Origin of the sequence: Shewanella sp. SM68, from assembly GCF_025653925.1 — a bacterium.
GTDB lineage: Bacteria > Pseudomonadota > Gammaproteobacteria > Enterobacterales > Shewanellaceae > Shewanella > Shewanella oncorhynchi.
The window spans coordinates 65135-78856 of sequence record NZ_JAKKRU010000010.1 but is presented as its reverse complement, the minus strand read 5'-3'; the positions used below and the strand labels follow the sequence as shown (position 1 = coordinate 78856).

Annotated in this window: 9 protein-coding genes and 1 pseudogene; 6 read left to right on the top strand and 4 right to left on the bottom strand. The window is 44.8% G+C overall.

The features are described 5' to 3' along the window. Positions 1-16 precede the first annotated feature (16 nt). Positions 17-991 carry a DUF1852 domain-containing protein gene (locus L5M40_RS16175; protein WP_263177293.1) on the bottom strand — a complete coding sequence of 325 codons (975 nt, stop codon included), beginning with the start codon at positions 989-991 and terminating at the stop codon, positions 17-19. 861 nt (positions 992-1852) lie between these two features. Here L5M40_RS16175 and L5M40_RS16170 point away from each other — a divergent pair. The 3 genes from L5M40_RS16170 (at position 1853) to L5M40_RS16160 (ending at position 3865) form a co-directional block, all read left to right on the top strand. Then, entirely contained in the window at positions 1853-2617 is a 765-nt protein-coding gene (locus tag L5M40_RS16170; protein ID WP_263177292.1) for a hypothetical protein, read from the top strand. Positions 2618-2719: 102 nt separating this feature from the next. After that, the gene (locus L5M40_RS16165; protein WP_263256932.1) at positions 2720-3115 is read left to right on the top strand and encodes a hypothetical protein; all 396 of its coding nucleotides are present in this window, start codon (positions 2720-2722) and stop codon (positions 3113-3115) included. Between the two features lie 147 nt (positions 3116-3262). Further along, positions 3263-3865, top strand: coding sequence for a hypothetical protein (locus L5M40_RS16160; RefSeq protein ID WP_263256931.1), 603 nt, complete (start codon positions 3263-3265; stop codon positions 3863-3865). Between the two features lie 416 nt (positions 3866-4281). On the opposite strand, the pseudogene L5M40_RS16155 reads toward L5M40_RS16160, so the two are convergent. Then, positions 4282-5449, bottom strand: a pseudogene (locus L5M40_RS16155) (IS110 family transposase). 124 nt (positions 5450-5573) lie between these two features. Between L5M40_RS16155 and L5M40_RS16150 the strand changes: the two are divergent. Continuing rightward, on the top strand, positions 5574-6113 hold the full coding sequence (locus tag L5M40_RS16150; RefSeq protein ID WP_173244881.1) for a hypothetical protein: 540 nt from the start codon (positions 5574-5576) through the stop codon (positions 6111-6113). Positions 6114-6492: 379 nt separating this feature from the next. On the opposite strand, the gene relA is transcribed toward L5M40_RS16150, so the two are convergent. Both relA and rlmD read right to left on the bottom strand, forming a co-directional pair. Continuing rightward, entirely contained in the window at positions 6493-8700 is a 2208-nt protein-coding gene (gene relA, locus L5M40_RS16145; protein WP_028761378.1) for a GTP diphosphokinase, read from the bottom strand. A gap of 152 nt (positions 8701-8852) precedes the next feature. Then, positions 8853-10205 carry a 23S rRNA (uracil(1939)-C(5))-methyltransferase RlmD gene (rlmD, locus tag L5M40_RS16140; RefSeq protein WP_263177366.1) on the bottom strand — a complete coding sequence of 451 codons (1353 nt, stop codon included), beginning with the start codon at positions 10203-10205 and terminating at the stop codon, positions 8853-8855. Between the two features lie 100 nt (positions 10206-10305). Between rlmD and barA the strand changes: the two genes are divergently transcribed. Both barA and L5M40_RS16130 read left to right on the top strand, forming a co-directional pair. Beyond that, positions 10306-13107, top strand: a complete 2802-nt coding sequence (gene barA, locus L5M40_RS16135; protein ID WP_263177367.1) for a two-component sensor histidine kinase BarA — start codon at positions 10306-10308, stop codon at positions 13105-13107. Then, complete coding sequence (locus tag L5M40_RS16130) at positions 13082-13681, top strand: YjaG family protein (RefSeq protein WP_263177368.1); 600 nt, start codon at positions 13082-13084, stop codon at positions 13679-13681. Before barA ends, L5M40_RS16130 begins: the two co-directional genes overlap by 26 nt. Positions 13682-13722 lie beyond the last annotated feature (41 nt).

Sequence of the window (13722 nt, the reverse complement as noted above, 5' to 3'; positions counted from 1 at the left end):
ATTAGGCGCAGAGCGACTAAAGGTAATTAGCAGACCATTGTTCAAAAAACGTTTGATAGGGTTTGATAAAGTGCTCCGCTGCAAATTTGCCTTGCTCATTCGCCAATTGGCTACGTTCTGCTCGGTCATAAACAATTTGAGTCAGTGAATGATCCAGATTTTTCAAATTAGGTTGATAGCATTTTCCTGCAACAGCATTGGCATTATAAATCTCAGGGCGATAGATTTTTTGAAAAGTTCCCATAGTGCTGATGGTGCTTATCAACTCAAGATGGGTGTAATCATTCAGTAAATCACCAAAGAAATAAAAAGCTAAAGGCGCCACACTATTTGGCGGCATAAAATAGCGCACCTGTAAGCCCATTTTTTTGAAATATTGCTCAGTTAAAGACGATTCATTTGGCTGATATTCAACCCCTAATACGGGATGCTGATTCTCAATTCTATGGTAGGTTTTATTATCCGACACACTGAGGCAGATAACCGGTGGCTTATTAAAATTCTGTTTGTAAGCATCAGAATTAACAAAAGACTGAAATAGCTTGCCATGCAGACCACCAAAATCATCTGGAATACTAAATTTGGCTTGGCCCTTATTATGTTCTGCCAGTAACACGCTAAAGTCATAATCGCGTACATAAGATGAAAAGTTGTTGCCGACAATACCTTCAATACGTTTATTGGTTTTATGATCAACAATATTGGTTTTCAAAACTTCAATCGATGGGAAGGTTTGACCGCTGCCGTCAATATCCAAATTAACGGAGATAATGTCAAGTTCGACAGTATAACGATCGCCTTTAGGGTTATCCCAATGCGCTAAGGCATTAAAACTGTTATCAATCATCTTTAACGCGTTGCGTAAGTTCGCTTGGCGATGACTTCCTCTGGCCAAATTAGCAAAGTTGGTCGTGATACGCGTCTTGTCTGAGGGATGATAATTTTCATCAAGACAAATGCTGTTAATCGTAAATGTAAAATGCTTATTCATAGTGATCCAGTATCCCATTGTCTGATTTCAAACCTGAGTTTATGCCCTGCGCTTCTAGCTTCTCGACCCGACTCTGATAGACATTATTTGTGTTCTGTCTGAGGTTCTATTTAACTTAAGTGCCGATGACTTAAGTCCTGATGGCTTAGCTAGGGCGCAACTTCAAGCTTGTCTAATATTTCGCTTGGAGTCATTTATACGTGGTTCGACACATGAACAAAAACGGTTTAATTTCACCTACAACATGAGCCATATTCATGATCAATTAGCATGAGTTGTGGATTAACCTGAACTAGGGATAGGGAAAGCAGAAAAGCAGGAGCAGCAATATGTTTTCGAGTTAGTTTCCCCAAGAGAGAGTTCGTAATATTGCCAGTTGCACACATTTCCCCCAAAGCAAGATAACTTTGTCGTCAGTTGTGCTGCATGAATTGCCACTGTTTCCCCAGTGACTCGCCGCCTATTTTTTTTAAAAGAAGCATCCCCGAGGGCTCGACGGCGACATCGATGTCGCCAACGGTCACTGGTGCAACAATGCCAATCTTAACTAACCCTCTCGCTGCTCGTTTAGCTAAAAAGCTATTGCCCCAAAGCTGGCTAGCATTCATTGAGTGAATTGAAAACTGACGAATGAGTTGCCCTACAAAATCTTATCTATTTAGCTAATGTTTGGCCCTACCGTAAAGCGACTAACAATGTATGGGTATACAGTCGTATTTAAATTTAGATGCTTTTGAGTGTTTTGACATTCATTAGTTTGCGCGTTTTTCCGGATGGTGTATTTGATAAAAAGCTGATAAGTTATTTGCATACAGATAGTTAGCTGTGCGCGTTTTTACTGGTCTAATGAGGTAAACGCGCATGCGCACTAATAAAATGAGTCAGGAGGAGACCGTATTGATTACCGCTGAAGGGATTGTAGGGAAGATCGTTACTCTCATAGTTAATAAAACCGTTGGAAAGCTAATAGATCTTCCGTTCGATAAAAGAAAAAAAGCATGTAGATCGCTCACAAAACTCTATTATTGTGTCCAAGCATTGGATGACGTAACCGAAGAGTTTTATGGAACCCTCAAGGACTTTGAAAATGGAGGAGATGCACAGGCGATGGTGCACGCTCTAAATAACAATGGCTACAAAGTAGAGCAAGCTTCTAATATGTTTATTGAATTGGGCGAGGAGTTACATGCTGGTCTGGAAATAATAGACCCCACTCTGGCCAGTTGCTGCAATTCCTTATATGTCTCCAAATTTGATTTCTTGTCATTTATGTCCAATTCAATCGAATGGGATCGTTCCAATGAAGTGGCTACTATTAAAGTAAAAACACCATCTGATGAAATGCTAAATGTTGATTTAGATAAAAAGTACAATGAAACAAAATTGGCTTTGGCTAAAGGTGATACATACTACTGGCCAAGCTCAGCTCTTGATGACTTTCACGAGCAAGTTCGCACTATAACTATATCGTTTGACGATATGGACTCAGCTCAACGCTTAAAATTACACATCGACAAGCACAGAACGCTGTTACGAACTGCAAAGAATTCATTAAGGGAACTTCTTAAAGATAACTTCTCTATTGAAGAAGTCCTTTTTCAAAATGACAGCCATCCGTGGCGTTGACTCATAACATGTCAATCAAAGTCGCCTTCGGCTGGACAACCTTAAGCGTGGCTTCGCCACAAGGTTGCCCATTATTGAGGCGTTAGCTGCTCAGGAGAAAAAATGAACGATTATGACCAGAACTCACTAAAAATTTTAGTCATGGGTCCAGGTAAAGAGTTTTTCGATGATGTTTACCAGTCCGAATCCAGCGAATTTAGAGAACACGATCTCTCTCTAAATGTATCTGAGGGTTTTTCCGCCCCCGCAGTGACGGAAGTTCTAATTTCTATCGGTGCCAATGTCGTTGCAGGCTTGAGTGTTTACTACATATCAAAAGTATTCGATAAAATATTTAGCGCTAAGGCTAGAGCTAAAGAACAGGGACGTGAAATGCATATCCACGTTTCAATATCAGAAAAGCTAATTATTAAAAACGTTGAAAGTCCCTTTGAGATTGAGCGCTCAGTTAATTTTGTTATCGAAACTAAAGGTGGCAATGTTCAAAAACGCAGCTAACAAACACCTCAAGAGGGACTGTCAACGCGTGGCGTTTCCAGTCCCATTGAGCCGCGGTGGTTTCGGTTGGTGTGTTTGAGTTCAGTGTTATGCGTTGCCAGCCCCTTAGGCGGGCGTTAAGCGTCCATTTTGAATTTAGGAGAAAACATGGCTTTAAGTTGGAAAAAGTTAGCAAGAAAGTATGAAAGAGAATTGGATCTCGATTCACTTAACTCAGTTCAAAATCTCGTGATTCCTGCTGTTGAAAAGCGAAAACGAAACATACAAATTCATTATGGTGATCTAACAGTTGATCAATTTGAAAGTGAACATGATTTTGAAATGTATAAAGAATCGATAGCTGACGATTATGCTGAAGCTGATGTTGTTGCACAAACTTTATCAGAGATGTTGGTTACCGCATTGTATAAGTTGATAGAAATTAAGCGTAAGCACTTATTTGTTAAATATGTAGAAGATGTAAATGAAAATAAGTTAGGTAATATCAAATACGTTGAAAAGAAATGCACGTTTGATATAACAACGCTGAAAGCTTATTCCAAGATTGACGAGTTACGACTAATCAACAACTGCATAAAACATAATGACAGCAAGGTTTCAGATAAGTTAGTAGAGAAATTTCCTTCCTACGTAGTAGGTCAGGAGCTAGCTTTTAGTGCCGCAACCCTTGAAGAGTTCAAAGAATCGTCCAGCAACTATATTGATGAACTAGCGAGTAAATTCCATAGTATTGAAGATGGAAGCGCTTAACAAGAGGGATTCGCAACGCGTGGTATTTATACTATGCGTTGGTTTTGGTGTTTAAGGTGGTATGCGGCGGCTTTTGTATTGCGTTGATCCCCCCTTAACAGGGAGTTGGTATGACTCCCTGCGTCAAGTAGAGCACACAAATATCGGCCTAATTATTTAAGCCTTATTTTTACGTTACTCAAAAGTATTGAGTTAACGCAGTAGATGAAGCAAGTAACTTCGTCGGTTGTCATGCTGATATCCGTGGATTACTTATCTTTCGACAAGCAGCGCCTACCTTACTTTATCCGCCGTGGCACCTGTCTTCAGTCTATGTACGTGGTTCAATACAGGGTTAGCCGTATTGCCATCCTAACGCCGTCGGTGGTTGTGCCACATCCGCTGCCTCACCAGCTGCATTAACTCAAAAATTAAACTCATGCAGGCACCCTCGCTAAACGCAACTTGGGATTGATCTGCACTAATACAATTTCCCTCGCAATCGCCCAAATATAAGCAATCATTTCTCTCGCTATGGCTGTCACAACCACATTATAGTGTTTACCTTTTTGCATTAGCTGTTGATATCGACGGCAAAGCCGAAGTTGTGCTTGTCATGCCATATCAACAACTTGCTTCGGCAAACCTTCTTGTCTTAGCTGAAGGTCTGTAGAGATATTGGCGGGATAGCGATAGGTGTGCGCTCCCTCCACGAGTAATCGCCTAGCCCGAGTATTGCCGCACTTGGTTATTGCTCCGAGATGACGTTTGCCGCCACTAGAGTGTTCAGCGGGGACGAGTCCTAAATAACTCATTAATTTTCTGGGATGATCAAAGCGTGTTAAGTCGCCTAATTCTGCAATTTACACCCGTTGCAACCAAGAGCCGCACACCTCTTAGCGCTTGAATGGCTTTGACAACGGGATAATAGCGCCAATTTCTCACATGATGCTCAAGTTCATTGTCTAATCGTTTTAGCCTTGCAATCCGTTCCGTGACAGTCTGTAGATATTCCTGCAAGACAATCTGCTGACTGGGATGGGGTAATATCAGTTCAGTTAGCCAACGTAAATACTGTAGTGACCAATTGGCCGTACCTTTGTAGTTGATATTATTTCGAAGGAGTAACGCTTTAAGTTGGTATTTGGCATCCTTTAAATCCTTCATGGCAGTTTCCCTTGCACGGGAAAGGTCACGAATGGCTTCGTCTTCTGGCTCAGGCTCAGGCACAGGCACATAGATGGGTGCGAGATCTTCAGATTTAAGTAGCTTAGCGAGTTTAAGCGCATCACGTTTATCAGTTTTGACTTTTTCACCAGGCTTTTTGGGAATGAGAGAGGGAGCGATAACGTAGCAACAGTGGCCTAAGCTAGTGAGGAGACGATAGATCCAATAGCCACAAGGGCCTGCTTCGTAGACAAAGTGCAGTGTTGCATCTGGATACTTGGATTGAAATTGTTTTGCTAATTTAGTGATGAATGCTTTTGCACTAGAAACGCGGCCATAATGTACCGATTGTGCACCATAATGGTCTTCGATATAGGCGACTTCGACGAATTCTTTATGAGTATCTAAGCCAATGAAAAGTATGTTATGTTTTATCATGCTGATCTCCAATTTTTAGTTTCTTTGACAAAACTATTATGGCTCTGGCTTTAAGCTAATCCACGATTGATTGGAGATCAGCATCTTTGTGGGGAGTCATTATGTCTATGCCTAAAGGAACATCATGCTAGAAATTAGCTCAGCCATAGAAATCTTAGCGAAGGAATGGGTAAGACTATTTAGGATAAAACCATTTCTAACGGGTATTGCTACTAGTATTTTGATAGGTACTATGGCTGGTGGCATCACTTATCTCGACAAAATTGATCGTGAAAAGAGAGAAAGTAAACGCCTTGAAAGCTTAGATTATCAGAATCAGATTAAGCAGCTTGATGAAATGGAATTAAATGTAAAGCAGTTGCTTGCATTTGTAGATAATCAAAAGAAAACTCTACAAGAGACTGAAGATACAATCTCTAGCCTAAAATCAGAAAAGGAAAAGCTGCAACCGTTGGTAGAAACAGATAGGGCAGTAGTCGAAGCACTTTTCAAGGCTCAAGAAGAACGAGCTAATTCAAATGTCTGGCGTGAGAGATGGATCGGCTTTGGATTTGGAGTGGTCGCCTCACTGATTGCTTCGTTCATCTGGTTTGTCGTGAGCTTGCTCATCAAAGGTAGGCATAACAAGCTAATGCAGCCGACCGTTGGCGCGTCGGCAGATTAGGGCGTTAATCCATAGAAATTTTCATCCGAAACTGACGAGTTAGAGTTAAGGCTTTAACTCGGAAATGTCCAAAAGTTTCTTATGTTCAATCGAATGACTTCGCTCAAGTCTAATCAGGTTGAACAATTTAACAGAATACTTATGACTTAGTTTTTGAACCTACGGGTTACGCTAATACTTGAAAGGTGAGCCATGGTGATTTGCGAGACGACCGTCCGCCCCATGGACGGGGCGGTCGAGCATCCACGGATGGACTAGCTGCGCGTCGGGGAGCAAATGCCATGGCAAACCATGGCTCAGAACGATGAACACTCCCTACCGCCCCAATCCTTTATCTCTTGCTTCTAGATATCGCTCGCTTCGATAGGCGTTGCTAGCCTTAAAGTCGTCTTGCCTCAATCACGCTATCGACTTGGGTCAGTTTAGATAACACCCGCGATAAACCATCGAGGTTATAAAGCTCCAGTTCCAACTCAATCGCGGCTGTCTGATTTTTAGTGTCCGATGACGAACTCATGGCCAGTACATTGGATTTTTCAGCAGCCAGCACTGAGGTTAAGTCGCGCAATAAACCACTGCGATCGTGGGCTAATACCCGTAAACGCATCCGATAACCGCCGGAGTAATTTTCGCCCCAGACCACATCGACGCCACGCTCTGGGTGAACCCGCATTAACTCTTTAACTTGCTCACAATCGGCGCGATGTACAGAAATACCGCGGCCCTTAGTGATAAAACCTAAAATCTCATCACCGGGAACGGGCTGGCAACAACGGGCGATATGGTTAAGCAAGTTACCCACACCGTTGACTTCAACCTGACCACGGCCACTGGAGGTCGGCTTATGTTGACCTTTCTTAACTAATTCTTCAACGGCATCTTCTTCTGACACTTCATCGAGTCGCAGACGGCTTTGAATATGGTTAACCACTTGATGCAGACGCACATCACCGCCGCCAATGGCCGCCAGTAAGTCATCCATGCTCGCCATATTAAAGCGCTCGACCGCGATGGCCGCGTCTTTAATTTTAAGGCTCACCCGCGCGAGTTCGGATTCAAGCATTTCTTTGCCGGCGACAATATTCTTGTCTCTGTCCTGCTGCTTAAACCAATGCTGGATTTTCGAACGCGCCCGCGAAGTACGGATATAACCTAAATTAGGGTTAAGCCAGTCACGCTTAGGATTGGGCTGTTTCGAGGTGATGATCTCGATACGCTCGCCCGTTTCAACCTGATAGGTGAACGGCACAATACGGCCATCGACCTTAGCGCCAATACATTTATGCCCTACTTGGGAGTGAATGTAATAGGCAAAGTCGAGCACGGTTGAGCCCAGTGGCAAGTCGACGACTTCACCGCTTGGGGTGAACACATAGACTCTATCTTCAAACACTTGGCTGCGGACTTCTTCGACCAAGTTGCCACTTTCGACCACGTCTTCCTGCCATTGCAGAATTTTACGCAGCCAGTTAATTTTTTCTTCGTAGCCGCTTTGCTTACCGGAATGATTGCCTTCTTTGTATTTCCAGTGCGCGGCCACACCCAGCTCTGCATCTTCATGCATGTCTTGGGTACGAATTTGAATTTCAACGGTTTTGCCCTCAGGCCCCACCACCACGGTATGAATCGATTGATATCCGTTAGGCTTAGGGTTAGCGACATAGTCGTCAAATTCCCGTGGAATATGGTGCCAAAGCGTATGCACAACACCTAATGCACCATAACAATCCTGCAAACGCTCAGTCACGATACGCACGGCGCGCACATCAAACAACTCATCAAATTTGAGGTGCTTGCCCTTCATCTTGCGCCAAATACTGTAGATATGTTTCGGCCGGCCGTAGACCTTAGCGCGAATTTGATCTTCATCTAATCTTTGTTGCAACTGGCTGACAAACTTATCGATAAAGACTTCACGATCCAGTCGTTTGCCATCTAATTGCTTAGCAATGTCTTTATAGGTATCAGGATGCAGATAGCGAAAAGAAATATCTTCCAGCTCCCACTTCAATTGTCCAATCCCTAAACGGTTAGCCAGCGGCGCATAAATATCGGCAATTTCGCGGGCCAGCAGCACGCGAGTTTCTTCGTCGGCATTTTTCACCGCCCGTAGCAAACACACACGCTCGGCAAGCTTGATCACCACGGCGCGCACATCTTCAACCATAGCCAATAACATGCGGCGGATATTATCGATTTGCGGCTCGGTTGAACGACTATTAGGATTGATTTTCAAGGCACCGATGGCGTTCATGGTCACGACACTCGCCACTAAACGCGCCAGCGGTTCACCAAATTTCTCTTGGATGGCTTCTTCGGTCAGTAACCCAGCATCGAGCACCACAAACAAAATTGCCGCCTGCAGGGTTTCAATGTCCATGTTTAGCGGTGCGAGGATTTCAATCATCTCTCGAGCACGTTCGAGCAGTTCTCTCTTCGCCGCAGGACTCTTGGCTGGTAAGGCGTCAATCTGCCCTATCAAAGAGAGCAGCATCTGCGCTTCATCGGCATGACCAACATAGCGAGCTACCCAATCTTCTAAGTGAAAATCGGGATCATTAAAGTGCGCTTCGCGAACAGAGACCATCTAATTTATTTCCTTATCCGTGCTCAGAGAGAAAGTGGGCACCACTTCAGCTCTCCTATCTTCAGCATTGGCGCGAACTTGTCAAACCCAACCGACGTAATAATCACATTTTTTACGTTATTCAAACGCTTTGCTTACTTTGCCAGCGCAAATTACTTGGTTAATTCAAACAGTGCCATGGCTTCGATATGGTGTGTTTGTGGGAACATATCGATAAGTCCCAATTGCTGTAATCGGTAACCGCGCTCTAACAGTACAGCGCTATCGCGGGCTAAGCTCGCAGGATTACAAGAAACATACACGACTTTGCGGGGCTTCATCTTCTTTAGCCATTGCAAGCTTTCAAATGCCCCCGCACGGGCGGGATCGAGCAGTAATTTATCAATCTTGCCCATCCAAGGCTCAAGGGATAAATCCGCACTCAAGTCGCCGTGGTAAAAGGTCAGTTTATCCAGATTGTTAGCTTTAGCGTTCACCCGTGCCTGAGTCACCATCTCGGCAACCCCTTCGACGCCAATCACATCCGCGCCCATTTTCGCTAAGGGCAAACTGAAATTACCCATGCCGCAGAACAAATCCAAAATGCGCTCATCTGGCGCTGGCGCTAACCAATCCATCGCTTGAGCGACCATGGCCTTGTTAATCTGTCCGTTCACTTGCACAAAGTTACCTGGGGTGAAACTTAAACTCACCGCATCCGACTTAGCTTTGTCATCTAACAGCTGATAAACAGGTAACACTAACTCAGCGCCGACGCCTTGGAATTGGCCTTCGTTGTCCTGCAGACAAATATGGATCTGATGCTGCTCGGCAAAGGCTGACAGCTTAGCGAGATCTTTATCGTTTAACGCCTTAGTGATACGCAGCACGGCGAAATGACCATTATCGGCGGCAATTAACTCAAGATGACCTAAGCTGGCTTTAGCCGACAATTGGTTCAGCAACTTAGCAAAAGGGACAATCAAGTCCGATAACGGTTTAGCTAACACCAGACACTGGCTGATAGGCACCACATTGCTGCTACTGGCGGCGCGAAAGCCTAAACTTAAGTGCTTGGTATTTTTATCAAATAAAGTTGCAAGACGGGCGCGGCGACGATAATGCCAACCTTCCCCCGTGAGTGCAGGCGATAAAGCACCGCCTTCAGTGCCAGCAAACTTAGCCATAATATCCAGCAACGCGGCTTCTTTATGCTCACGCTGACCCGATAATGACATATGCTGTAAGTCGCAGCCGCCGCAGGTATGGTAGTGTGGACACTCAGGCTCAACGCGCTCAGGACTTGATGAATCGACTTTAATCAACTTGGCACGGGCATAATTTTTCTTTTGCTCGGTGAGCTGTACCGTCACGGTTTCATCGGGCAAAGCGCCAGGGATAAACACGACTTTACCTTGATGTTGTGCTATACCTGCGCCTAAGTGATCGAGCTGTTCTACGCTCAGCGATAACTTAGCCGACAACTGTTTGGAACTATTTGGTTTTGCTTTAAAAAATTGCGCCATTTCGGCCTCTAAATCAATAAAATACTGGCAAAGACCGCCCTCTTTCTGGCAGTCTTATAAAATTATCTTAGTCTCTGTCACAGGAAACACCGCCGCTGCTATGAACCCTGTCAACAACATGACCAAATACAGCCTACGTTCTTGGGTTCTTGTGCTGGCACTCGCGCCAACAATCTTGGTCGGTATCCTTCTGGGCAGCTACTTTACCATAAATCGTTTTTATGAGCTTGAAGATACGCTCGTCGAACAGGGCAGCAATATTATCGAGCCGCTGTCGATTGCCAGTGAAATCGGCTTAGTGGCGAATGATCGCGAAGCGACCAAACGCTTACTCGCGGCGGCGCAGCTCAACAAATCCACCTTAGTAAAATCCATCGCGATTTTCGATGCCAATAATCAACTCTTTGTGACCTCCCACTATCACAAAGACTTTGAGATTATGCGCTACAAAGAAGCCCTCAACACGCTGCATAAAACCGAAATTGAACATGTGGACGACAGCCTTATTTTACGGACGCCCATTTTTGCCACAGGCCCCAGTGCTGCTCCCGCTAATTACGATATCCAGACAGATGATGGTCATCTTTTAGGTTATATCTCGATAATAATCAATAAAGAACGCGCCTTGTTAGAGCAACATAGAGCCGCAGTCGCCGCCTTTATTATCGTGTTGATCGGCGTGCAGTTAAACCTGCTATTTACTTTCCGGCTAGTGAAAAACGTCACTCAGCCCATTACTGAAATGGTGCGCGTCGTCGCTAAAATCCGTGAAGGTAAATTAGACGCCCGCTTAGATGGCAACTTGATTGGGGAGCTGGACTTACTCAAACGCGGTATCAATGCCATGGCAGGTTCGTTGTCGGAATACCATGATGAGATGCAGCAAAATATCGACCAAGCAACGTCGGATCTGCGGGAAACCTTAGAGCAGATTGAAATCCAAAACGTCGAGCTGGATTTAGCTAAAAAACGCGCCCTAGAAGCCAGCCGGATTAAATCTGAATTCTTAGCGAATATGTCCCACGAGTTACGTACGCCGCTCAATGGCGTTATCGGTTTTGCGCGGCAATTAGTCAAAACACCATTGCATTCGAGCCAAGTCGATTACATCAAGACCATAGAACGCAGCGCCACTAACCTGCTGGGTATCATCAACGACATTCTCGATTTTTCTAAACTCGAAGCCGGTAAAATGGTGTTAGAAAACATGCCCTTCGGCCTTAGGGAAACCATAAGCGATACGATTACCTTGATCTCGGGCAGCGCTCAGGCCAAAGGCCTAGAACTCGTCGTCGATATCGCCCCCAACGTGCCCGACAATGTCAATGGCGATGCCATGCGCGTATGCCAAATCATAAATAACTTGGTTGGTAACGCGATAAAATTCACTGACTCTGGCAGTGTCATGGTCAAAATCGAACTGCAGAGCCAGTCGGATGAACAAGTGGTACTGCGCTGTGATGTGGTCGACACAGGTATTGGTATCGATGAAAGCCAACAGGACTTTTTATTCCAAGCCTTTGGCCAAGCAGACTCGTCGATTTCGCGCCGCTTTGGTGGCACCGGCTTAGGTTTAGTGATCACTAAACGTTTAGTGAATCAAATGGGCGGCCAAATCGGCTTTACTTCATCACCAGAAAAAGGCTCAAACTTCTGGTTCAGTTTGCCGCTCGGCTTAGGTCAATTCCAAATCGGTGACTCACTGCCGCTCGAAAAACTCAAAGACAAAACTATACTGTTTTACGAACCGCGAGTACTGACTCATGCAGTATTAAGCCGCCAATTGAATCAATGGGATACAAAAGTCACCCATCATCAGCATATCCCAAGCTTGTTGACTACGCTCACCACGGCTGAAGCGCCATACGACTATGTTCTCTTGAGTTGCCATGGGTTTAGCGATTCAAAACAACTGGTGAGTACACTAAACTTAGCGAAGACCAAAACAGATTGCCTTATAGTGCTATACGATTGCCAAGAACAGGATGCCTTAACCCAATTTATTCGCCCGAATGCCGATGTGGTCTTGTCTCTGCCAGTCAGTGAGCATCAGCTTGCGCGCAACTTACTCTATCCACCGATGGAGTACGACATCATAGCCCCTGCGACAATATCCACGCCGGTAGCGCGCCAATCCTTAACCGTGCTAGCGGTAGATGATAACTTTGCCAACTTAAAACTGATTGATACTTTACTCAGCGAATTAGTGACGACTGTGGTTGCCGTCAACAGTGGTGATGAGGCAGTTAAACAGGCGAAGACTCGCACCTTCGACTTGATTTTTATGGATATCCAAATGCCTGGCACAGATGGCATTAGCGCCACGAAGCAAATTCGCCAAGGCTCGATGAACCGCAACACGCCGATAATTGCCGTGACAGCCCATGCCATTGCCGAAGAACGCGAACTGATTTTAGGCAGTGGTATGGACGGATATTTACCTAAACCTATTGATGAAGCGGCGCTCAAAGACATTATTCATCGCTGGATCACTCGACCTAAGTTCACCCATTTTGACCTGCATACGCTGAACTGGGATTTATGCTTAACCCAAGCCAATCACAAGGCCGATCTCGCCTTAGATATGCTCAGAATGTTGCTCGACTCATTGCCGCAAACCGTGGCGACGATTCAAACGGCGCTAAGTCAAAACGATCACCCTGTCATGCTCAGTACTATCCATAAGCTGCATGGTGCGAGCTGCTACTGCGGCGTGCCCACCACACAAAGGTTATGCCAAGAAATTGAATCGGCACTAAAACGTGAAACATCGGTTGAAGATCTCGAACCCGAAATACTAGAGTTACTTGATGAGTTAACTAAGGTAGAATCTGCGGCAAATCAAGTGATATCACAGCTATCAGCGGAAATAACAGATGACCAAAAAAACGGGCTTCTTTAAACGTCTTAAGGCGTTAACACTGCCACAAAAACAACTCTTTGCCACAGCACTTTGCCAACGTATGTTGCCCAACTATCAACTGTTTTCCGAAGTCTGTGAGTTTGGCGATCCTACTGTGTTGAGTACCGCATTAGAACTATTGTGGCAATCCCAGTACGACTCCAAGCTCAAATTCAATGTCGATATGCATCTGCAACGCTTGGAAGATAACACCCCAGATCCTGCTGATTTTGAAGCCTATGGCGTCTACCCTGCTATGGATGCAGTGGTCGCCATATCGACCTTACTGGGTGCGATTCAAGGCAAAATTGAAGAAGACATAGTCAATATCAGCAAATTGTCATCCAGCACAGTGGCTAACTACATCGAAGCGATCAGCGATGTCGATTTGGTGGATGAAGCATTAGATGATTTCGTTTTCGCCCATGAAGTCATGGAAGAAGAGAAAGAATTACAAAATTCTCTGCTGGAAATTATTGAAGAAAATCCGAAGATCACTGCAGAACTGGTCAAGGGTTTACGCAAAGATATTATCGAAGCTGGCGTATCAAATATCGGTATCAGCGTCGCTTAACTGATGAGGTGCTTGGGGTTACTCAAGCACCCTTATTTCTA